The sequence below is a fragment of the Serratia proteamaculans genome, assembly GCF_008830365.1.
Classification (GTDB): domain Bacteria; phylum Pseudomonadota; class Gammaproteobacteria; order Enterobacterales; family Enterobacteriaceae; genus Serratia; species Serratia proteamaculans.
The window spans coordinates 117301-139441 of the sequence record NZ_WBKI01000007.1 but is presented as its reverse complement, the minus strand read 5'-3'; the positions used below and the strand labels follow the sequence as shown (position 1 = coordinate 139441).

Annotated in this window: 22 protein-coding genes; 6 read left to right on the top strand and 16 right to left on the bottom strand. The window is 52.9% G+C overall.

What is annotated here, in order from left to right:
* Positions 1-158: 158 nt before the first annotated feature.
* The 3 genes from F8R23_RS20665 to F8R23_RS20655 form a co-directional block, all read right to left on the bottom strand.
* Entirely contained in the window at positions 159-1388 is a 1230-nt protein-coding gene (locus tag F8R23_RS20665; RefSeq protein ID WP_151415948.1) for a cysteine desulfurase-like protein, read from the bottom strand.
* Complete coding sequence (locus F8R23_RS20660) at positions 1385-1999, bottom strand: 2OG-Fe dioxygenase family protein (protein ID WP_232810893.1); 615 nt, start codon at positions 1997-1999, stop codon at positions 1385-1387. Before F8R23_RS20660 ends, F8R23_RS20665 begins: the two co-directional genes overlap by 4 nt.
* 178 nt (positions 2000-2177) lie before the next feature.
* Positions 2178-3011, bottom strand: a complete 834-nt coding sequence (locus tag F8R23_RS20655; RefSeq protein WP_151415947.1) for an oxidoreductase — start codon at positions 3009-3011, stop codon at positions 2178-2180.
* A 160-nt stretch (positions 3012-3171) separates the two neighbouring features.
* On the opposite strand from F8R23_RS20655, the gene F8R23_RS20650 reads away from it, so the two are divergent.
* Positions 3172-4113, top strand: a complete 942-nt coding sequence (locus tag F8R23_RS20650) for an AraC family transcriptional regulator (protein ID WP_129937111.1) — start codon at positions 3172-3174, stop codon at positions 4111-4113.
* 40 nt (positions 4114-4153) lie between these two features.
* Here F8R23_RS20650 and F8R23_RS24385 read toward each other — a convergent pair whose 3' ends face one another.
* Positions 4154-4282 (bottom strand): hypothetical protein, encoded by a 129-nt coding sequence (locus F8R23_RS24385; RefSeq protein WP_255409002.1) that lies wholly within the window; start codon positions 4280-4282, stop codon positions 4154-4156.
* Positions 4283-4409: 127 nt separating this feature from the next.
* A complete protein-coding gene (locus F8R23_RS20645; protein WP_151415946.1) occupies positions 4410-4847 on the bottom strand; it encodes a winged helix-turn-helix transcriptional regulator in 438 nt (145 codons plus the stop codon).
* A gap of 87 nt (positions 4848-4934) precedes the next feature.
* On the opposite strand from F8R23_RS20645, the gene F8R23_RS20640 reads away from it, so the two are divergent.
* Positions 4935-5876 (top strand): aromatic alcohol reductase, encoded by a 942-nt coding sequence (locus F8R23_RS20640; RefSeq protein ID WP_129937059.1) that lies wholly within the window; start codon positions 4935-4937, stop codon positions 5874-5876.
* Between the two features lie 288 nt (positions 5877-6164).
* Positions 6165-7505 (top strand): anaerobic C4-dicarboxylate transporter, encoded by a 1341-nt coding sequence (locus F8R23_RS20635; protein ID WP_151415945.1) that lies wholly within the window; start codon positions 6165-6167, stop codon positions 7503-7505.
* 165 nt (positions 7506-7670) lie between these two features.
* Here the strand turns inward: F8R23_RS20635 and cspE are convergent, their stop codons facing one another.
* From cspE to F8R23_RS20615, 4 genes are all read right to left on the bottom strand, one after another.
* Positions 7671-7883 carry a transcription antiterminator/RNA stability regulator CspE gene (cspE, locus tag F8R23_RS20630; RefSeq protein ID WP_085118662.1) on the bottom strand — a complete coding sequence of 71 codons (213 nt, stop codon included), beginning with the start codon at positions 7881-7883 and terminating at the stop codon, positions 7671-7673.
* A gap of 1158 nt (positions 7884-9041) precedes the next feature.
* Positions 9042-9347: a chaperone modulator CbpM gene (gene cbpM / locus F8R23_RS20625; protein WP_129937842.1), complete on the bottom strand. Its 306-nt coding sequence runs from the start codon at positions 9345-9347 to the stop codon at positions 9042-9044.
* Positions 9340-10269: a curved DNA-binding protein gene (gene cbpA / locus F8R23_RS20620; RefSeq protein ID WP_151415944.1), complete on the bottom strand. Its 930-nt coding sequence runs from the start codon at positions 10267-10269 to the stop codon at positions 9340-9342. The genes cbpM and cbpA overlap by 8 nt, the downstream gene beginning before the upstream one ends.
* Positions 10270-10424: 155 nt before the next feature.
* Positions 10425-10994 carry an HdeD family acid-resistance protein gene (locus tag F8R23_RS20615; protein ID WP_112347269.1) on the bottom strand — a complete coding sequence of 190 codons (570 nt, stop codon included), beginning with the start codon at positions 10992-10994 and terminating at the stop codon, positions 10425-10427.
* Between the two features lie 214 nt (positions 10995-11208).
* On the opposite strand from F8R23_RS20615, the gene F8R23_RS20610 reads away from it, so the two are divergent.
* Complete coding sequence (locus F8R23_RS20610; protein ID WP_151415962.1) at positions 11209-12975, top strand: ABCB family ABC transporter ATP-binding protein/permease; 1767 nt, start codon at positions 11209-11211, stop codon at positions 12973-12975.
* Between the two features lie 44 nt (positions 12976-13019).
* On the opposite strand, the gene F8R23_RS20605 is transcribed toward F8R23_RS20610, so the two are convergent.
* A complete protein-coding gene (locus F8R23_RS20605) occupies positions 13020-13409 on the bottom strand; it encodes a tautomerase family protein (RefSeq protein ID WP_129937843.1) in 390 nt (129 codons plus the stop codon).
* 140 nt (positions 13410-13549) lie between these two features.
* Between F8R23_RS20605 and F8R23_RS20600 the strand changes: the two genes are divergently transcribed.
* A complete protein-coding gene (locus tag F8R23_RS20600) occupies positions 13550-14494 on the top strand; it encodes a LysR family transcriptional regulator (protein ID WP_151415961.1) in 945 nt (314 codons plus the stop codon).
* Positions 14495-14549: 55 nt separating this feature from the next.
* On the opposite strand, the gene F8R23_RS20595 is transcribed toward F8R23_RS20600, so the two are convergent.
* From F8R23_RS20595 to F8R23_RS20575, 5 genes are read right to left on the bottom strand one after another with little or no spacing between them, the layout of a single operon-like run.
* Entirely contained in the window at positions 14550-14993 is a 444-nt protein-coding gene (locus F8R23_RS20595; RefSeq protein WP_129937844.1) for a universal stress protein, read from the bottom strand.
* Positions 14994-15014: 21 nt separating this feature from the next.
* Positions 15015-15788 carry a siderophore-interacting protein gene (locus F8R23_RS20590; protein ID WP_129937845.1) on the bottom strand — a complete coding sequence of 258 codons (774 nt, stop codon included), beginning with the start codon at positions 15786-15788 and terminating at the stop codon, positions 15015-15017.
* Positions 15769-17214 (bottom strand): efflux transporter outer membrane subunit, encoded by a 1446-nt coding sequence (locus F8R23_RS20585; RefSeq protein WP_129937846.1) that lies wholly within the window; start codon positions 17212-17214, stop codon positions 15769-15771. The genes F8R23_RS20590 and F8R23_RS20585 overlap by 20 nt, the downstream gene beginning before the upstream one ends.
* Positions 17214-18254 carry an HlyD family secretion protein gene (locus F8R23_RS20580; RefSeq protein WP_129937847.1) on the bottom strand — a complete coding sequence of 347 codons (1041 nt, stop codon included), beginning with the start codon at positions 18252-18254 and terminating at the stop codon, positions 17214-17216. Before F8R23_RS20580 ends, F8R23_RS20585 begins: the two co-directional genes overlap by 1 nt.
* Before the next feature lie 41 nt (positions 18255-18295).
* Positions 18296-19834, bottom strand: a complete 1539-nt coding sequence (locus F8R23_RS20575) for an MFS transporter (RefSeq protein ID WP_129937848.1) — start codon at positions 19832-19834, stop codon at positions 18296-18298.
* A gap of 140 nt (positions 19835-19974) precedes the next feature.
* Between F8R23_RS20575 and F8R23_RS20570 the strand changes: the two genes are divergently transcribed.
* Positions 19975-20877: a LysR family transcriptional regulator gene (locus F8R23_RS20570; protein WP_129937849.1), complete on the top strand. Its 903-nt coding sequence runs from the start codon at positions 19975-19977 to the stop codon at positions 20875-20877.
* A 122-nt stretch (positions 20878-20999) separates the two neighbouring features.
* On the opposite strand, the gene lldD is transcribed toward F8R23_RS20570, so the two are convergent.
* Positions 21000-22139, bottom strand: coding sequence for an FMN-dependent L-lactate dehydrogenase LldD (lldD, locus tag F8R23_RS20565; protein WP_112347265.1), 1140 nt, complete (start codon positions 22137-22139; stop codon positions 21000-21002).
* Positions 22140-22141 lie beyond the last annotated feature (2 nt).

Sequence of the window (22141 nt, the reverse complement as noted above, 5' to 3'; positions counted from 1 at the left end):
TGTCTGTACAGGGACTGATTTCTCGCACTGTTACCCATAGCGTTATCCCATTCTCTGATGTAGTATTCACCGCATCAGCAATGGGATTAGGCACTTACCGGTAGTTCGGGAAGTACCTATGTTCGATTCCCTTCACCCGCTCCAAAAAATTCCTTTCACTACCTTCCGCTAGCCAGTATCTCAAACAGAGTGTCGATTTCCTGTAGGGTATTGTAATGCATCATTCCGACGCGTAATACACCGCCGCTGTCCTGCAGATTCAACCGCTGAACTAACCCCAGTGCATAGAAATGTCCGCTGCCGACGCAGATATTGTGTTCGCCTAACCGGCGGGCGATCTGTTCGGGGGAGTGCTGCTTAAAGGTCAATGCAAACGTGGGCGTACGGCGTTGGGTGTCCGCCACGGGATAACCGTAGAGCTGCACCCCGTCGATTTGCTGTAAACGTTGCAAAAAGTACCCACACAGGGTTTCTTCATGTCGGTGATAGTCGGCAAAACTTTCCTGTAAACGCTGCCTTAAAGAGGCCCCCGGCGTTCCCCATTGCGCCAGGTAGTCAATGGCCGCCGAGACGCCAACCAACCCTTCAAAACTTTGCGTGCCCGTTTCAAACCGCCCTGGCCCGACGTCGGTGGCCGGTTCGACCTTGTAAGGCTGTAGTCGTTGCAACCATTGCGGTGCGATATAGGCCATGCCGATATGCGGACCAAAGAATTTATAGGCGGAACACACCAAAAAGTCACAGCCCAGCGCCTGCACATCGATCAAGTTGTGCGGGGCATAATGCACCGCATCGACGTAAACCTGTGCGCCGACGCGGTGGGCGGCTTCGGTAATGGTTTTAATATCGACGATACTGCCCGTGACATTAGAGGCATAGGTGACCGCGACCAGGCGTGTCTTGGCGGTGATCTGCTCGCATAGCCGGGCAACATCCAAAGAACAATCCGATTGCTGCAGGGGGATTTGATGCACGGTGACGTGTTTGTCGTTGGCCGCCTGCTGCCAACTGGATACGTTGGCGTAGTGATCCAGCTCGGTGACTATAATTTCATCGCCGGCTTGCCAGTTGCGACTAATGATCCGGCTGAGGTGGAACGTCAGCGAGGTCATATTCATGCCAAAAACGATATTATCGGGTGAGGGCGCATTCAAGAAGGCGCGCACCGACTCCCTCGTTTTCTCCATCACCTCGGTTGTCTTATGACTGGAAAAATAGTGCCCGCCCAGGTTGGCGTTATATTTCCCCAGATAGTCGGTCATTTTTCCCAACACAGCTTGTGATACCTGAGAACCACCGGGGCCATCGAAGAAAATAACCGGTTTATCATTATAGTGCTGATTTAGCGCGCTAAATTGGGCTCGGGCGAGTTCAGGGGAGAAGGTCATGCTTTTTCTCCCCGTGCGGTCAGAACAAACAGATCAAGATGTCCTTCTTGTTCCGGGACAATGGGGCTGATCGGCGTGGCGTTATGCCAGAGCTTGCTGTCTGCCAGCAAAACGGCCTCACCATCAGCCAACACTTTTTTAAAGAAAGGGGGCTGGTGATTATCGGCGTATAACATGATTTCGCCGCCGACAATATTTTGCCGATGGATACCAATCATCGCGATATGATCAAAGCCATCCTGATGGATCCCTTCCGGTGCTACCTGAGTTTCATCATGAATGGCGACGACGCGCATCTGATGAATTTCTATCTCCGCACCTTCTGGCAGTGCGTTGCTTTCTGCAAACAGATTGCACATTTCTTCCATGCCGGCGCTTTGCAACACGGCATCGTCAATGGGTTCGAAATGGCGCACCACGTTACCCTGGAAATGGTTGATCTCATCGGACTGAACGAAATTACGTCGACCAATCTCTACCACATGGCCATTGAGATGTTTGACGACCGAATAGCGGCGTAAACGGTACTTGCCGTCGGCGTGTTGTGTATGGGGCAATCCAGAAAACGACGGCATTAATTGTTGGGTGGCCTGATGGCTAAGTGCAGTCATACTTATTACGTTTTCGTGTTTCTGTAACATAATCACCTCAAATATGAATCAATATTGATTTTGTAGGGAGGTATTTCGATTGAATTGTAGTCGACACTATTGCCAACGCAATTTTTAGCCAGCGTCGACTACCTTCAAGCGATATGCTGCTGTAAACAAGAATGAACGTAGGACGGTATTAACCGTCGGTTGAGCGGCTGACAGCTTCCCAGGTATCGATATCGCTGTTCAATTGATTCAGTTTTTCCCTGACATACATGACGGCATCGCTGCCCAGTAGCAGTGATGCCGGGGGCTCAGGGCTGTTGATGAGTTGCAGAATGGCTTTGGCGGCCTTAACCGGGTCACCGGGTTGATGGCCGCTGCGTTTTTCACGTGTTTCACGGATCGGCCCGAAGCTCTGATCGTAATCGCTGATACTGCGCGGCGAACGCACCATCGAACGCCCAGCCCAATCGGTTCGAAAAGACCCGGGCTGAATGGCAGTGACCGCAATATTAAAGGGCTTTAGTTCTTTGGTCAGCGTTTCGGAAATGCCCTGCAAGGCAAATTTGCTGCCGCAGTAATAGCTGATCCCCGGCAGGGTAATGAAGCCTCCCATGGAGGTCACATTGATAATATGGCCGGCCCGGCGAGTCCGAAAATAAGGCAGAAAGGCTTTAATCACGGCCACGGCACCAAACACATTGACCTCAAACTGATGGAGCGCGTCACTCAGCGGCGATTCTTCCATAATCCCTTCGTGGCCATAACCGGCATTATTGACCAGTACGTCAACCGCCCCCAGTTCCTGCTCTACGGCATCGACCAGCGGGGCAACCATGGCAAAATGAGTGACATCAAGGATGCGGCCAAAGCAGCGGCCTGGTGCCAGGGCTTCAAAGTGATCTTTGGCCTGCTGATTGCGGAGTGTTCCGACCACGCGGTGGCCCGCTTTTAGCGCTTCTTCTGCCAGTGCGCGACCAAAACCGCTGCTGACTCCGGTAATGAAAAATAATTTTGATTGGTTCATGGCGTTATCCTCAGTAGGGTGGATCGGCAGAATAGGGCGGGCAGAGTAAAACGCGTAGCCCGGATCCTCTCTGATGTTTGCCTATTCCTCTGAGTGTCTGGACGGGCCGGTTGCTGGCTGCCACACTTCAATGACTTTCCACTTCTCTTTGCAGGCGTTTATGACCCTTTTCATGCCAACGGTGACCGACCAGATGATTGAGCTTTTGGACCGGTTGACACCGCATGAAGGCTACAATCTTACGGTTCTGGCGGACGTGCGTTTTTTACGTTCCAACCGTCCGTTGCTGCGCACACCGGTTTTATATGAACCTGGGATCGTCATTGTGGTGCAGGGGAGAAAACGCGGATTTTTGGGAAACGATGTCTATTTGTATGATGCGCAGCATTATCTGATGGTGTCAGTCCCGGTGCCCTTTACCATGGAAACGGATGCCAGTGCTTCAGAGCCGATGTTGGCGATTTATATGCGGCTGGATTTCAATTTAGCGGCTGATTTGATGTTGCAACTCGATGAGCATAGTCCGAACCTCAGCGAGCCTCCACGAAGTATGGTGTCGAGTCCGATGGATGACACTATGAGCCACTCGGTTTTGCGTTTCTTGCAGATCATGGCTTCACCGTTGGACGCAGAAATACTGGGACAGGCAATGGTGCGGGAGATTTATTACCGTGTAATGACCGGTGCTCAGGGGCAGATACTGCGAAGTGCGTTGACCACGCAGGGGCAGTTTGGCAAGGTGGCGAAAGCGTTACGAAAACTGCATGCCGAGTATGACTCGTATCTGGATGTGAAGGCGCTGGCGAAAGAGGCGGGTATGAGTCTGCCAACATTCCACAGTCATTTCAAAACCGTGACCAATACGTCCCCGATGCAATATCTTAAATCTACGCGGTTGCATCAAGCCCGATTGCTGATGCTGCGAAATAATCTCACCGCTTCAGCCGCCTGTGTTCGTGTCGGCTATGAAAGCGTTTCTCAGTTCAGTCGCGAGTTTAAACGTTTATTCGGGCTGACACCGCTCAATGAGGTTGAACGTATGAGGCAGAATTTTTCGCTGCCTGCACCCGTGACCCCTTCAGAATTTATTTCCTCTCACTGACGGGGAGAACCCGCGGGCCCGGTTTCAGTATTACTGCACTTCACGAAATGGCCACCAGAGCACCGATAATGGCGATCAGTAGGATCCAAAACCATTTAGAGGTCTTTTCCGGCTTCCATTCTTCGCCATATTCAACCCGATAATCGGGTTTACGATCCTTTTGATTCATCCTGTTCCCTGGAATAGATATCCATATATGCCCTGGGATTACTTTAAGATGAATCCTAATGTTATTGAATTTAAACCTGTTTTTTGGGTAAAAATCCTAACTAAATTGAGGGGGAACGACACCTTGGTTATTTCGCCGTCTTTGCATTTTCATCATCACTAACCCCGACCATAAATTTGCTGCGGGAATCACGGATCGCGGCAATGTTAGTCAGGATCCATTCCCACATCGGCAACATATTAACCAGAATGCCTTCGCCAGTTGGTGTCAGCCGATATTCCACGTGAGGGTGCGGATATTTTTGTTGAAAGTCATGGCGACTGATCAACCCGTCACGCTCCAGATGACGCAGTGTTCGTGTCAGCATGCGCTGAGTCACCCCCGTGATGGCACGGCCCAGCTCGGCATGACGCAAGGGCCCGCGGGTGCCCAGTGCATAGATGATGCTCAGAGACCAACGGTTGCCGGTATGCGTGAGCACTTCACGTTTTAAGCCGTCATCATCATCGTTGAGTGCGCTGCATATTTCGGCAAGTTTGGCCTTTTTTTCGTCGCTGAGTGTCATTTCATCCTCGCAGTATCAACGGTGTGCCTGATTGCTCCCCTGTTATCAGGCTGACAGGATATGCCGACCAATACAGCAGGAGAGAGTATGAGCATCTCAAATAATCGTCAAATATCTAATATTCTGATCCTGGGGGCCGGCGAACTTGGCATGGCCATGTTGAACGGATTCGTGAAGGAAAAAGAACGGCAGCCCGAAGTCAAGCTGACGGTGCTGCTGCGGCCCTCATCACCAGGCAAGACCTCACCGGAAAGCCAGTCGCGCCAAAGACAGTTTGAAGCCTGGGATGTCGATATCGTTACCGCAGATTTTAGTCGGCAATCGGAGCAGGAATTGGCAACGATTTTTGCCCACTATGATGCCGTAATTAACTGCAGTGGCTTTGTCGGTGGTAAAGGAACGCAGCTTAAAATTACGCGTGCCGTACTGCTGGCTGAGGTTGCCCGTTATTTTCCCTGGCAGTTCGGAGTTGATTATGATCGTATCGGTATGGGGAGCGGTCAACCGGTATGGGATGAGCAGCTTGCTGTACGCGGCCTGCTGCGCGCACAAAAAAGGACCCGTTGGGTCATCGTATCCACGGGAATGTTCACCAGCTATCTTTTCGAACCCAGCTTCGGCGTGGTTGAAAGAAAGAGTCGCCGGGTTAATGCGCCCGGTAACGCAGACTACTCTGTCACCCTGACCACCCCTGAAGATATCGGTCAGCTGACGGCAAAAATTTTTTTCCATCGGCCGCAGTTCGACAACGAAATTGTTTATATCGCAGGGGATAGCATTACTTACCGCCAGCTCGCTGAACGGCTCAGTGAACATGACCGATGTCTTTATGCTCTGGTGGTCGAGGATCACCAGGCACTGCAGGATGCGGTGGCTGCGTCACCCGGGAGTCTGACGGCCGCCTACCGGCTGGCGTTTGCTCGTGCAGATGGCGTCTCTTGGGATAAAGCGATGACCTACAATGTCCGCCAGGGTATCCCCGTGATGGATGTCAGGGAATGGTTGAAACAACAACGAACAGATTTTTAATCAATGACTGCCAGCCTTGCTGGCAGTGATAGAATCATTTTCAATTTAAAGCAGAAGATGTTTTCTGCTGACTATTATATAGCGTATTTGTTTACAGGTTTTTATTATAATTAACCTCCGCTCATTAAAAAATAAACATAAAAATAACCATATTTAAACAAGCTAATTTACACGTAAATATTTGATGGTTTTTTAACTATAAAAACCATCTGTTTGTGATCGCTATCCCTCAATGAAAATGAAAAGAAGTTAATTATTAGCCTTCTTAAAAAGAATAATGAGGTTAGCATGTTATTTACTATTCAACTTATTGTCATACTGATCTGTCTCTTTTATGGAGCCAGAAAAGGTGGGATTGCACTGGGGCTACTTGGCGGTATTGGATTAATCATATTGGTTTTCGTTTTTCATCTACAACCCGGTAAACCACCGGTTGATGTCATGCTGGTTATCATCGCCGTGGTGGCTGCGTCAGCAACGCTGCAAGCCTCCGGCGGGCTTGATGTGATGCTGCAAATTGCAGAGCGTTTACTGCGACGAAACCCTAAATATGTCTCCATCGTTGCCCCCTTCGTCACCTGCATACTGACCATTCTCTGTGGTACCGGGCATGTGGTGTACACCATCTTGCCGATAATCTATGATGTGGCAATCAAGAATAACATTCGTCCCGAAAGGCCTATGGCCGCCAGCTCTATTGGGGCGCAGATGGGCATTATCGCCAGCCCGGTGTCAGTCGCCGTGGTGTCACTGGTCGCCATGTTAGGTAATTTTACCTTTAATGGTAAACATCTGGAGTTTTTGGATCTGCTGGCGATCACTATTCCATCCACCCTGTGCGGTATTCTTGCTATTGGTATCTTCAGTTGGTTCCGGGGTAAAGATCTGGATAAAGATGAAAAGTTCCAAAACTTCATTTCAGATCCGGAAAACTATAAGTACGTCTATGGCGACACGGCAACATTGCTGGATAAAAAATTACCTACCAGCAATTGGGTAGCCATGTGGATTTTCCTGGGGACCATCGCTATTGTTGCGTTACTGGGAGCCTTTTCCGAGCTGCGTCCATTAATCAATGGAAAGCCGCTGTCCATGGTGCTGGTTATCCAGATGTTTATGTTGTGTGCAGGTGCGGTCATTATTATCGCTACCAAAACCAACCCGGCTAATATCTCTAAAAACGAAGTTTTCCGTTCAGGTATGATCGCCATAGTGGCGGTTTATGGTATCGCCTGGATGGCCGAAACGATGTTTGGTGCTCATCTGGAAGAGATAAAATCGGTACTGGGCACCATTGTTAAAGAATACCCTTGGGCGTACGCCATCGTTTTGTTGATCGTTTCCAAGTTTGTTAACTCCCAGGCTGCGGCACTGGCCGCGATTGTTCCTGTGGCATTGGCCATCGGTGTTGACCCTGCCTATATTGTTGCTTCTGCACCGGCCTGCTACGGCTACTATATTTTGCCTACCTACCCAAGCGATCTGGCCGCCATTCAGTTCGACCGTTCAGGGACAACCAATATCGGACGATTTGTTATCAACCACAGCTTTATCCTGGTCGGTTTGATTGGGGTTTCCGTTTCCTGCGTGATGGGGTGGGTCCTGGCGGCGGCATACGGCTTCTTGTAACGGGGTGGGGTGTAGCGGTGGATAAAACCGTTTGTTGATGAGTCACTATTTGCTTAGAAAAGAAATGCAAAAAACCCGCTCAAAGCGGGTTTTTTATCACTAATGCTTAACTGCTCAGGCTGGTGCCTTCATCGCTATCGTAAGTTTTAGCGAGATTATCGGCGATTAAAGCGCGATAACATTAACAGCAGATGGGCCTTTAGCGCCGTCCTCAATAGAGAACTCCACTTTTTGACCTTCATCCAAGGTTTTAAAATCGCTGCTCTGGATAGCGGAGAAATGTACGAAGACATCTTTGCTGCCATCTTGTGGAGTGATAAAGCCGAAGCCTTTGTCAGCGTTAAACCATTTTACTAAACCAGTCATTTTGTTAGACATAGATATATCCTTTTCATTTTTTGAGCCACTCAACGTGGCGAACATGGCCTGTTTTGCAGATTTTTACTTATTGGGCACTTAGGAGGAGGCTCATGAAGAAGGGTATCTAGAGATAACGCTTGAACTGAGAACTGCTTTACTAAAACTGCTTTCATAAGGTCTGTGTTCCAAACCGATGCCGCCATAGTAGGCTTGGTTTGATTTATTAAGCAAGGATTAATTTTTTTAATGTCATCGGCTGGTCAATATATCCCTGGTGCTGCATGAGGGATGAAGACAGGGCTCAGGCTGTGTCGCCGGCATCTTTTATCGTCATGTGCGGCTGATGCATAAAAGATAAAAGCCCTGACAAGGATTGCCAGGGCTTTTAAGGTACTCTCAACTTCAAATTTAACATTAATGAACTTACTAATTTCTTACTGCTAAGGTACTACCATTAAATGTACAGGTTTAACACAGATAATATTGGGCGAACTAAAACCTCCCCTATATTTACCAGTTTACATTCCTCACCAATCTGAATGAATATTCGAAGATTGGGCATCTTAAACAGTACATCTCCCCTCGCGATATAGACTCTTTGATGCGTAGCCTCACTTCCGTTGCGATTTTGGTACACTAACTTTGAAAAAATAAATCGCAAGCAAAGAACAGTTAAATCATGGCCTTACATCATCGCGTTTTGGTACACACCCTGCGATTGTAGTACTGACTACCTGGCCTTAAAGCTTCATCCAATGAGGATTTACTTTTCCTCAATATGATGACCCATACAACAAGTGCTTCGTGGCCTTTATCGCAAAAAAAACTTTGATAACTTATTTCTAACACTTTAACTATTATCAGCTGGCTATTGTTTCGCTGCTGATGAATACCAATCTACTGGTTTTTAACAGGGTGTCAATACTGTTTTTAATATCATGTTTTTAATAACATGTCTTTATTGACAGTATTGATAAAAATCATCCATTAAGCCTTATCCAGAAGCTGTTTTCAGCGGTGCGGCCTCATTTTTTTTGATTTATTCTGTCGGGATTTTGTTTATGAATGATGCTGAAGGGCGGGAGGGGGAATATGTATTGTTTTATTAGCCGAGAAAAAACAAGATTATAACCGTACTGAGGCAGCCCGCTGCCAGGGCAACGGGCTGTTTTCACATCAGGGTTTGGCAACAAACCGCGCCAGTCGTTGGTGTAGCTGATTGTTTTCTTTGCGTAATTGCTCAATTTCTTCCAGCAGGGTCAGCGTGACCGCAATGCCAGGCCAGTCCAGCGCCAGTTCACGGTGCAACTGTTCAGCACGATGGAAAGTGATTAACGCACGATCGTCAAAGATCCAGTCTTCCGTCGCGGGATCGCGTGGTTGAATCACCCCCAGCCCGACAATTTCGGTTAGTTCATCCTGTGAAACGCCGGTATGCAGGCAAAACTCGGTAATGGTGAAAGTTACTTTTACGTTAGCCATTTTGCTTACTCCACTCTTTGCGTGGATCAAAGGTCTGCTGGGCTTCCGCCAACTGCTGCCATAGCGCGGCGCTTTTTTCATCCGGCTTCGGTGGCATCATGACCTTGATCACCGCATACAAATCCCCGGTTTCTTTTTTGCCGACCAGGCCTTTCCCTTTGATGCGCAAGCGCTGCCCGGTTTGGCAGCCGGCAGGAATGGTCAGCAGAATGCTGTCTTTCAGCGTGGGGACCGGCACCTTGGCGCCCAGTGCGGCTTCCCATGGGGCGACTGGCAGGACGATCTCCAGATTGTGGCCAACAATGTCGAACAGTGGGTGCGGCGCAATGCGAATGATCAGATAGAGATCGCCGTTAGCACCGCCGTCACTCCCGGCCGCGCCCTGGCCTTTCAGGCGAATACGCTCGCCATCGCCGACACCGGCGGGAATTTTCACATTAAGGGTTTTAGGGACTTCCTGCTCCACCATGCCGAAGGTGTTATACACCGGCAGGCTATAGCGAATAGTACGGGTTTGCTCGGTCTGAGTTTCTTCCAGGAAGATCGCCACTTCCATCTCAATATCCTGGCCGCGCATGCCCTGGCGTCGTTGGCGATGCTGCTGAGCCCGGGCGTGTTCGCCGAACATAGAGGAAAAGATATCGGAAAAGTCTTCGGCGTTATGGGTATTGCCGTGTTGCGTCTGGCGGCCAAAATTGGGGTCGTTACGGTGCTGGCGCAGTTGATCATATTCGGCGCGACGCTCTTCGTCTTTCAGCACCTCATAGGCTTCGGCAACCAGTTTGAACTGCTCTTCGGCGTTCGATTCGGTGCTGACGTCGGGGTGATACTTTCGCGCCAGTCGGCGATAGGCAGTTTTGATTGCCTTGAGATCGTCCGCTGGTTTAACCCCTAAAATGGCGTAGTAATCCTTGAATTCCATAGCGTTATCATCTCACTTCAATCTTTGGTCAGGGGGGATAGTTGAGCCTGTATTGGGTGAAACTTTACTCTTAGTCGGGCAGTTTGTCGTTAAGGTCCCGACGTCATCGGCGGTTTTAGCGCCAAAAAGCGGAGCCGGGTGGCCCCGCAATGGGATCACGCGCGTTTCAGTTGTCGGGCCACCTGGAACAGGCTGAAGGAGCTGAACAGCATTTCAATACCGACAATAGTGGTGACCAGCACCACGGACGTCATCGGATCGGCGCTGAGCAGTAACCAGGCAATCGCCAGATCCAAAACGCCAATCACCAGTTGCAGCCAACTTCCTTTGACTTCACGCAGCTTGTAGCCGGCGATCAACCGCACAATACCGCCCAGCGCAAACAGGGCCGCGAGATAAATCGCCATGGCGAAAATACCTACCGCCGGGTTGGTGATAAAAACGTAGCCGATAATAAGGTAAGCCACCCCGAGCAGGATGCCGCCTATCATTGGCCAGGTATTTTGCACCCGGTTGGCAACCATGCCGAAAATCAGACCGAAGCCGCTCAGCAGCAAGAAAATCCCCACCACCATACTGATCGCTGCGCCCGAGGCAAAGGGGCTGAATAGGCAGAAAAGGCCGCCTAATAGCAGCAATATCGAGATGATTAACAGCGGGGTGCGTTGTTTCTTTAGACTCTGTTCGTCGATTTTCAATGAATGGAGATGGTTCATATTTAGCATGATGTAACTCCCTTGTTTTGAATGTCCTGTACTGCCCCACTGACTATTATAGTGGAACACGCCACCTTGAGGATGATGCCTGGCTGCGGTGTATTGACTCTGCGTACCAAAAAGAGCCACAGGGGTGGATTACATAAGGTTTTTCATGGCATACGTGCCAGAATAGATCATAAGCCGATACTGCGCTGCTGACCGAGATGATAGATAGCCGATGATGGATCCCTCCCGCTTACTGAAATTTTTGCTGCCTTACCTGTGGCCTAAAGATAACCCTAAACTGCGTTATTACCTGGTAATCGCCTTCTTCTTTATGGTGATTTCGAAGGTCAGCATCACGCTGGTGCCGCTGGCGTATAAAGCGATGATCGACGCCCTGAGCGGCGAAACCGCCAGGATGTTGGCCATTCCCATGGGTTTGATCCTGGCCTATGGCGTCGCGCGTATCGGTGGAGCGTTATTTGAAGAGCTGCGCAACGTGATGTTTGTGCATGTCAGCCAGAATGCCACCCGATTATTGGGGCTGCGGGTCTTCAGACAGTTGCACGCGCTGAGTCTGCGTTTTCATCTGGAGCGCCAAACCGGCGGGTTGTCGTTATCGATCGAACGCGGCACCCAGGCGGTAGCGACGGTGCTTTCGCGGCTGCTGTTCTCCATTTTCCCCATCTTGTTCGAAATCACCCTGGTCTCGGTGATTATGTGGCATCTGCTAAACGGCTGGTTTGCCCTGGCGATCCTGGCGACGGTCGGCTGTTATATCCTGTTCACCGTCATGGCCGTGCGTTGGCGAACCCGCTTTAGGCGTGAGCTCAACCAGGCCAATGCCGATACCAACAGCAAGTCGATCGACAGTCTGCTGAATTACGAGACGGTTAAATACTTCGGTAACGAAAACTTTGAGGCCGAACGTTTCAACATGTCGCGCCGGCTGTATGAATATGCCGCCATCAAGAACCAGTTCAGTTTTACCGCCATCAACCTCGGGCAGACTGCCATTATCTCCATTGGGCTGATTGTGATGATGGCGATGGCGGCGCAGGGCATTGTGCAAGGGCGGATGACGGTCGGTGACTTTGTGCTGGTGAATGCCTATCTGCTGCAACTCTATCAGCCACTGAATTTCTTCGGTTTTATTTATGCCGAAGTCAGGCAGGCGCTGATCGATATGGAAAACATGTTCGATTTATTGCAGGAAGAGCAGGAGATTGTCGATAAGCCGGATGCGAAGGAGCTGCAACTGACCGCGGGTGAAGTGAGTTTTGACTCGGTCAGCTTTGGCTATGATGTGCGGCGGCCGATCCTGAAAAACGTCAGCTTCACCATCCCGGCCGGTAATACGGTAGCGGTTGTCGGTGCCTCGGGGGCCGGTAAGTCCACCTTGTCCCGGCTGCTGTTTCGTTTCTATGACGTGAGCAGCGGGGCGGTCTCGATTGACGGTCAGGATATTCGTGACCTGAAACAGGCCAGCCTGCGCGCGGCGATCGGCATCGTGCCGCAAGATACCGTACTGTTCAACGATACGCTGGGCTACAACATCGGCTACGGCAAAACGGGTTCAAGCCAGGAAGAAATCGAGCGGGCAGCCAGGTTGGCGCATATTCATGAGTTTATCGTCAGCCTGCCCGACGGCTATGAAACCCGGGTGGGGGAGCGTGGGCTGAAGCTGTCGGGCGGCGAAAAGCAACGGGTGGCGATTGCTCGTACCATCCTGAAAAATCCGGCGATCCTGGTTTTTGACGAAGCGACCAGCGCGCTGGATACTCAGACCGAGCGTGAAATTCAGGCTCACCTGCGCGAAGTCAGCCGTGACCATACCACGCTGGTGATTGCCCACCGGTTGTCGACGGTGGTGGATGCCGATGAAATCATCGTACTGGAAGCCGGTGAAATCGTTGAGCGAGGGCGGCATGACGCCTTGCTGGCCAGCAATGGTCGCTACGCCGCCATGTGGCAAAGCCAATATAACGACGAACAGCAGCCCTGAGGGTTCTGACCCCAGGCGCTATGCCGCGCCTGGGGGATAGTCGCTTAAAGATCGCCGGTCAGGTATTGCGCTACACCGTTGCCGAAACTCCAGTCGCCCTTACTGTTGGTGGTGATTGACACCATCAGGTCACTGCCTTCAATCCCACAGTTCTCCTTCAGCTCCCGGCTTAGATCGGCATAAAACCGCTGTTTCTGCTGCTCGGGTCGCGGGCTGGTAATCACCCGTACCACCACCAAATCGCGGGTGCGAGTCAGGTTAAGGCCGGTGTCTTCAATCACCATGTGCTGAGCTTTGTTTTCATGAACAATCTGGTACCTGTCACGCGACGGGACGTCAAAGGCGCTGAGCACCGCTCGGTGGGCAGCATCAAGCAGGGTTTTCAGTTCAGCTTCGCTGCGGCCCTCAATGACTTCAAAGATAAGTAATGGCATTTTTATAATCCTGTCAGTGGGTTAATCTCGATATGAGGCAGCGAGTTATCTTCGCCTTTGATAACCCATCTTAGCCAAGCGGCGGTGTGGGAAGAAGCGCTATACTTGAACTCATTGTTTATATAAATGAACAGTCGATGATGAAAAACCCAAAAATAGAAACCCTGTGGACTCATTTGCACTGGCTCACCGTGCTGGCCGAGCAGGGGAGTTTTACCCGTGCGGCGGAACGGCTGGACGTCAGCAAAGCGGCGATGAGCCAAAAAATCAAAGAGATTGAAACCTTGGCCGGGGTGCCGCTGGTGCAACGCACGACGCGCAGCGTCAGGCTGACCGATGCCGGGCTGCGGCTGGTGGAGGAACTGCGCCAGCCTTTCGCGCAGATAAAGCAGAGTTTCTCCGGCATTTGCGATTCGGCCGGGCCGCTGCGTGGTTCGGTGCGGGTGACGGCCCCGGTGGCATTTGCCCGTCAGCAACTGGTGCCACGTATTACCGGCTTTCTGCGTGCTAATCCGGAGGTGCGGTTGCAGCTTGAGGTTTCCGACCGGCTGGTGTCGTTAACCAGCGAAGGGTTTGATTTGGCGATCCGCCACAGTGACAGCCTGCCCGATACCCACGTTGCCTGGCGGCTGTGTCCGACCGAAACGCTGACCGTGGCGTCGGCAGACTACGTGAAACGGCACGGCATGCCGGTTTCACCGGACGATCTGCAACGGCATCAGTGTCTTTATTATCCCCGCAGCAGTGAATCCCCGAGCTGGAGCTTTGTCGCCAAACAGGCGTCGCAGGACAAGACAGAAAAGACTCGGGTGCCGGTCAGCGGCCCGTTTGCCACCAATAACAGCGAATCGATACGTGATGCGGCAGCGGAAGGCTTGGGCATTGCCCTGCTGCCAGACTTTAGCGCGCAGCAGGCATTGGCAGACGGCAGATTGATCGAGGTATTACCGGCCTGGCGGCCGGTCGATGCCTTTGCTGACAGCCTTTATGTGGTACGCCCTTATGCGCCCCAGGTCTCACGAGCGGTGGCGGAGTTCAGCCGTTATCTGCGCAGTGTCTTTGCCGAAGGGTTCACCACAGGTTGAACTGTACAGCGGGTTCCTGCCGCAGTGCCGCGCGTCAGCAATCGGGTGACTAATATTAGCGCGGGATCACCAGCACCGGCTGCCTCATCTCATCCAATAGGCCACGGGTGACGGAGGCATTTAGCCAACGGCCCAGTGAAGACAGATGGCGATGCGAAATAATCAGCAGGTCGCAGTTGAACAGGACCATTTTCTCCGGGATCACCTCGATAGGGACGCCTGCGGCCAACAGGCCTTGAGCGTTGAAACCCATTTCGTTCAGGGCCATGGTCACTTGGCCCAACTGTTTTTGTGCCAGCGCCTCTTCCCGCAGGGCGGCCGGATATTCGTCGCGTTCGGCGTGGTTTAAACGTAGCCCGCTGCGGCCGAGTGCGAAGGCATTGTCCACTACGGTCAGTACCATAACGTTGGCAATGCAGCTTTGCATGCGTTGCATAAACTGCAGGGCGTTGCCGCTGTGTTCGAAATTGTCTACCGCCAATAACACTTTATTGATCATATCTGCTCCTGAGCCTGCGGGTTAAATAGCACCCTTAAAATTTGATTCCCCTTTTTTCCAATAGCCTTTGGCAAACAGCGCGGCTTTTGGGATCTCCAGTTCATTGATAAACCGGTTCTTTAGGTAGGCGGCGACCTGGTGCTCGCAGGCTAGCCACACCTGGCCCTGGCCCGGAGGCAGAGTGCAGTGGCTGACGGCCTGCACCAATGGGCTGTTCATTACGCTGTCGAAGTGTCGGGTGCGTATTTGCCAGCTGTTAACCTGCAAAAAGGGGTAATCGATATCCTGAATTTCCTGAGCGTCGCCCACTTCGGCAAACCACAACACCGGAAACAGCTCCGGCAGCGAGGCGAGGATGGTGCGCATGGCGGGCAGGGCAGTCTCATCACCCAGCAGCAATAGCCAACGGGTTTGCGGCAACAACCGAAAGCCGCCGGAACAGGGCCCGGCGAAGCCCAGTTTATCGCCCGGCATTGCATCCCTGGCCCAGTTGGCTGCGGGACCTTCACCATGCAGCACCATATCGATATCGAAGGTGCGGGCAAGTTTGTCTATACCGCTCAGGGTATAAGCTCGGCCGGCCAGGGTATCGCGCCAGGGGAAAAACATCTTGACCCAACTTGCCGGCTCGAGCACGCGTGGGTCGGCGATAAACTTGTCCACGTCTTCGCCGCTCAGGGTGATGCGCCGGGTTTTCGCCGTGATTTGCCGTACCGCGCTGATCCTGGCTTCGCGTTTGCGGCGGGTGTCTTTTTCCAGCATCTTGTCGACAATTTTATTCAGCGTGTTGTACATAAGTTGCTTCCTTTAACGTTGCTGATGGATAGGTTTGTTCCCAACCGCCTCCGAGTGCCTGGTATAAATTAACTACGGCGAGTGCGGTTTCCTGTTGGCAAATAACCAGGGCGGACTGCAATTCCAGCAGGGCGCTTTGGGTGTTCAGGACGTTGATAAAATCGCTGGCGCCGTTCAGGTAACTATCACGCGCCAGCAAGAAGGCGTGCTGGTTGGCGGTCAGCGCGTTGGCCAGATGCGTTTGGCGTTGCTGTTGGGATTGGTAACCTGAGAGCGCGTTGTCAATCTCATGCCAGGCGCGCAGAACCGTTTGCTGGTAGGCGATGGCCATTTCTTGCTGCCGGTATTCGCTCAAACGCACCCGCTGCGTGATTTTTCCGCCGTCAAAAATCGGCAGATACAACGCGGGGCCAATGGCGAAGGTGTGGGTGGCCCAACTGCCCATGTCAGACAAGGCCAGCGCCTGATAACCGGCGTTACCGGTCAGCGTAATACGCGGATAATAGTCGGCGGTGGCGACGCCGATTTCTGCGGTTGCCTGGCGCAGACGTTGTCCTGCTTCACGAATATCCGGCCTGCGTAGCGCGAGCTCAGAGGGCATACCCATCGGCAAAGGACGCGTCAGGAAGGGCAGTGGAGCCGATGGCGACAATGTTGCTCTCAGCGATCCGGGCCGTTCGCCCAGTAGCAGACCGATGGCGTTGATCAGCCGATTCTGTTGGTCGGCCAGTTCCGGCAGCAAGGCCTCGACCCGATCCAATTGCACCTGCGCCTGATCGATATCCAGCTGGTTACCCGCGCCATTTTGATAGCGGTTCTGAGTTAACTGCAGGGTGCGTAATGCCGTGGCGCGGTTTTCTTCCGCTATCGCCTGTAGTTTCTGCGTGGCGCGCAGCCGCAGATAGTCACTCGCGACCTCCGCCGTAACCGAAGTCAGCACGGCGCGTCGGTTTTCTTCAGAAGCGGCGAAGCCGGCGCGGGCACTTTCCGATGCCCGACGCAGCTTGCCCCACATGTCCAGTTCCCAGGCGGTGCTGAATCCGCCACGCCAATGGTTGAAATCCGCTTCGCCATTTTTGCCGGACGGATCCATGCTGCCCACTGACGTGGCACGTTGGCGCTGATAGGAGGCATCCAGGTTCAGATCCGGTGTCAGAGCCGCATCCGCAATCCCCAGCGCTGTGCGGCTTTGCTGCATGCGCGCGGTAGCTAATTGCAGGTCGAGGTTGTTTGCCGCCGCCTGTTGCACCAGCCGCGACAGCTGCGCATCATTGAATATTGACCACCAGGCCACCGGCACAGGTTTGTTGCCTGACTGTTTATTCCAGTCGCCGGGTAACGTATTCTGCGGCGGCGTATAGTTCGGTCCAACCTGCTGGCAGCCGGTTAACGCCATCAACAGTAAAGGGATGACGGATTTGTTCATCACAACCCCTGTTCCAGCGTGTTGATGTTGACGTCTGCCGACATACCGACGCGTAGAGCATTCAGCAACGTGACCTGTTCTTTATCGATATCAAAAACAATTTTTACTGGTATGCGCTGAACAATTTTGGTGAAGTTGCCGGTGGCGTTTTCCGGCGCTACCGCCGAAAAGCTGGCGCCGGAAGCCGGGGCAATGCTGTCCACCAGCCCTTTCAGCGTTTGGTCGGGAAAGGTATCGATGCGGATCTCCACCGGTTGCCCGTGCGCCACCTTTTCCAACTGGGTTTCCTGGTAATTGGCGATGATGTACAGCTTGTCCTGCGGCACAATGGCCAGCAGGGCGTCACCCGGTTTGACGAATTCACCGACCCGCAGGCTTTTCTTGCCAATAATGCCGCCAATCGGGGCAGTAATGCGGGTATAGGACAGATTCAGTTCAGCCATCGCCTTTTTAGCCTGTGCCAGTGTCAGTTCGGCATTGCTGTCCGCCTGCTTGGCCTGCAACACCTGCAACATGTTATTGGTCGCTTTGAGTGCTGCTTCAGCCTGGGCCACGTTGGCCGAAAGGGTGTGCACGCGCGCTGTTGCTTGCTGAGCGGACTGCAAAGAGCCTGCGCCGCTGTTGGCCATTTTCTGATAGCGGCTCTGCTCCTGGTGAGCAAACGCCAGTTCCGCCTGTGCCGCCTGACGTTCCGCCTGGGCACCGGCGATCAGGGCGTATTGCCGTGCCAGATTGGCTCCGGCGTCCTGCTGGCGAGCAAGGGCGGATTGTACCTGTGCTGCGGCCTGCGACAGGGCGACGTTGAATTCACGTTGATCAATGACCGCCAACAGTTCTCCCTGCCGAACCCATTGATTGTCCTTCACCAGCACCTGCGTTATTTCACCGGCTATTTGCGGAGAGATACGTGATATATCTGCGCGAATATAGGCGTCGTTAGTGTGTTGCTGTGTTTCGTTGATGAAAAATTTATTAATTAATACCCCCACCGTTACTGAAATAATTGCCAGCACGGCAAAGGCAACTTTTTTATGTGCCATGAAATTAACTCCACTCATTATTTATTCCTGATGATAAATTGTTAGGCAGCAACCGAACGTGGCGGGTAAATACGGGTCGGCATAAATAGAATCAGCGCCGTCAGCAATAACGCCAAACCGGCCACCAGCATATAAAGATCTGCGCTGGCCAGGACGTGCCCCTGAAGGGCGGCGGTCTGCGACAGCTGCTGTGTCGAGGCTGGTGAGGTATCACGGTATGTTGAGCCGAAACTGTCGCTAATAACGCCAGCGTGAAAATCTCCGCGTTGTCGGCTGAGCAAAGAGATGGCCCCGCCGGCCGCCGTGGCGGCGAAGCCTTTCACCGCGTTGAACCAAGCCGCCGCAAATGGGCCATCGGTCGGCAGCAGTCCGCCGGTTGCTTGCATCAACAGCGGGATAATCGCCATCGGTTGGGCTACCGCCTGCAGCAGCTCGATGGTATGGAAACTGTCGCCGTTCCATTCGGGCGTCAATTGGGCGGCCAACAGGCAGGCGGTAGCCATCAACAGCAGGCTGATAGCCAGTACCCAGCGACAATCCACCCGTGGCGTGTTGCAAATAATGGCGATAATCGGCAGCGTAATTAATTGGGGCAGCGCCACCCATAGCATCATGTCGGAGGTTTGTTCCTGGCGATATCCCTGCACGGCAGCCAAATAACCCGATGTGATATTGACCAGTGACACCATAATAAGCAGCACGCCGCCCAGCGTTATTAATGAAAAAGATAAATTCCTCTTTTTTAATAACTGCAGATTAAAAAACGGTAATGGATGAAACCATTCGTTGATCAAAAAGAGGGCTAATAATCCCACGCCAGACAATAATAAAACGTATATCAACGGTGAATTGAACCAGTCGAGCCGCTCCCCCTGAGAAATGCCCGTCGTCAGCATACCGAGTGCCGCGCCACCGAGCAGTAAACCCCGCCAGTTAAACTGCCGTAAACGTTCCAGTCGCAGCGGATCTTGTGGCAGGCCATAACCCATACAAATGGCGGCGATCGCCATCAGTGGCAGGTTCCAATAGAAATACCCGCTCCATCCCCAGTGAAAGGCAAAGGCGGCGGCGGTGGCACCGAGGGTGGCGCTCCAGGCGGAAACCCAGCCATAGGCCCCCAATCCCAGTACTTTGATCAGCGGTGGCATAAAGCGCAATACCACGGTCATCAGCATTGGCGGCAGTGCACCGCCGGCAAAACCTTGCAGGCTACGCACCGCTAACAGTGCAGGGTACTGGCCGCTGAGCCAGGGGGTTATCAACCCGCCGACCAGGTAAATACCGGACATCGTCAGTGCTACCCGACGCAGCGAAAAGGTCGGCCAGAAGCAAGGGGTGAACCCAGACCCGATCACAAAACCCGTGACATAGCAGGTCGTTATCCAACTGCCGGCATCCAGGCTCAGCGACATGCCCCCCTGAATATCCGCCAGGGCGAATTTGCTGGCGTTCTCACCGACGCCGCTAGCCATCACGGCTAAAAAAACGCCGAACAACCCCATCCAGGTACGACCACTGATTTCACCTGCGCTGGTGAGCCACTTATTCTTATGGTAAGGCGTAACAGACGCGTCAACCATTTCATACTCCTGCTGTTTCATCATCGATCTTTGTTGTCCGGAGCAGTATCCAGACTTCTTTCGATTGTTTAAAATGAAATCATGTAATGGAATAGTTGCATAAAATGCAATCCAATCAGCGGAGGTCAAAAGGAAAAACGATGCCGCAAAAAATTGATTTCAATCTGATCTATGCGCTTAACCTGCTGCTTGAAGAGGGGAGCGTAGGGGGCGCTGCAGAAAAGATGAACCTGAGTGCGCCAGCGATGAGCCGGATCCTGGGGCGCATTCGACGCCAGTTTGACGATCCGATAATGGTCAGAGCAGGCAAAAATCTGGTTCCAACGCCACGCGCGCTGGAACTGAAACGGCAACTGGGCGATATCATTGAGCAGGCGACGGCGCTGATAGCGCCGGGTGAGTTATTCGATCCGGAAAGGATGGAAAGGACTTTTATCATTCGCGCCAATGATATTTTTATCGGTGCGCTGGCGGGAGGGCTGCTGGAGACGCTGCGGGAAAGGGCGCCGTTGAGCAGTCTGAAATTTATTGCTGAAAGCGACACCGATGATGATGCGCTTCGCACCGGCAAGGTTGATCTGGTGATAGGTTCCTCGCGCAACTGGCATCCGGAAATCAAGACTCAGAGCCTGTTCACCAGTACCTTCCAGGCGCTGGTACGTCGTGGACATCCGATCATTGATCGGGTTACGCCTGAAACCCTGACGCATTACCCTCATATCAGCGTTTCACGGCGCGGACGTACGTCAGGGCCGATAGATGATGCTCTGAGGGATCTGGGTCTGCAACGTAAGGTGGCCCTGACTCTGCCTGGTTTCCATTCGGCGATGATGCTGACCATGAAGTCAGATTTTATCCTGCCGTTGCCGCGTCACGTGTTGCAAGGAGTGAGCAGCATCAATCTACCCTTGGAGGAGATTGAGCTGCCCCTTGAACTGGAGTCGGTATTCATCGTTCAGGCCTGGCATCCGCGCCTGGACAGTGATCCTGCACATCAATGGTTACGGCAAACCATCAAGCACTTCTTTTTATCGCGAGAGTAGTCAGGCTTCACTCCCCGTTACGTGGCCGGTGGTGAACATATTCAATCACTGTACCGCCTGTCGGTGCTTTTATTCACAAGATGAGTTACAACGCTTATCCCGACGGGGTGCAGCCGCTGTAATCAGCGGCCGTTAACCAACGAATCGGCGTTGATGTCCGCGATGGTTTTCGCGCCGATCAGCGTCATGGCGACGCGCATTTCTTTATCGATCAGCTCGAGCAGGTTGGCGACACCGGCCTGCCCGGCGGCTGCCAGCGCATAAGCAAAGGCGCGGCCCAATAACACTCCGTCTGCGCCCAGTGCAATCATACGCACCACGTCCAGCCCGTTGCGAATACCGGAATCGGCCAGCAGGGTGATATCACCCTTGACCGCCTCGGCAATCGCCGGCAGTGCATGGGCGGTAGATAACACGCCGTCGAGCTGGCGGCCGCCGTGGTTGGAAACCACGATGCCATCGGCGCCGAAACGCACCGCATCTTTGGCATCTTCCGGATCCAGAATGCCTTTGATGATCATTGGGCCTTGCCAAAATTCGCGGATCCAGTCCAGATCCTTCCAGGAGATAGAGGGATCGAAGTTGGTGCCCAGCCAGCCGATATAGTCTTCCAGGCTGGTGGGTTTGCCGCGATAGGCCGAGACGTTGCCCAGATCGTGCGGCTTGCCGCACAGCCCGACGTCCCAGGCCCATTGCGGATGGGTCACCGCCTGCAGTATACGGCGCGCGGCGGCATGGGGACCGCTCATGCCGGAGTGGGCATCACGGTAACGCGCGCCGGGCACGGGCATATCGACGGTGAATACCAGGGTTTTCACCCCGGCGGCTTTGGCGCGTTCCAGCGCATTGCGCATAAAACCACGGTCTTTCAATACGTACAGTTGGAACCACATCGGCCGATCGATCGCCGGTGCCACTTCTTCAATCGGGCATACCGAGACCGTCGATAGGGTAAAAGGAATGCCTTTCTGCGCAGCGGCTTTGGCAGCCTGTACCTCACCGCGACGGGCGTACATACCGGTCAACCCGACCGGGCCGAGGATCACCGGCATCGCCAGTTTTTCACCGAACAGGCTGGTCTCCAGGCTGAGATCCGACATATTGCGTAGTATGCGCTGGCGTAGCGCGATGCCAGCCAGGTCTTCGGTGTTACGTCGCAGCGTATGTTCTGCGTAGGCCCCGCCGTCAATGTAGTGGAACAGAAAAGGCGGGAGCTTAGCCTGTGCTGCGGCCCGGTAGTCGGTTGAAGCGGAGATAATCATAG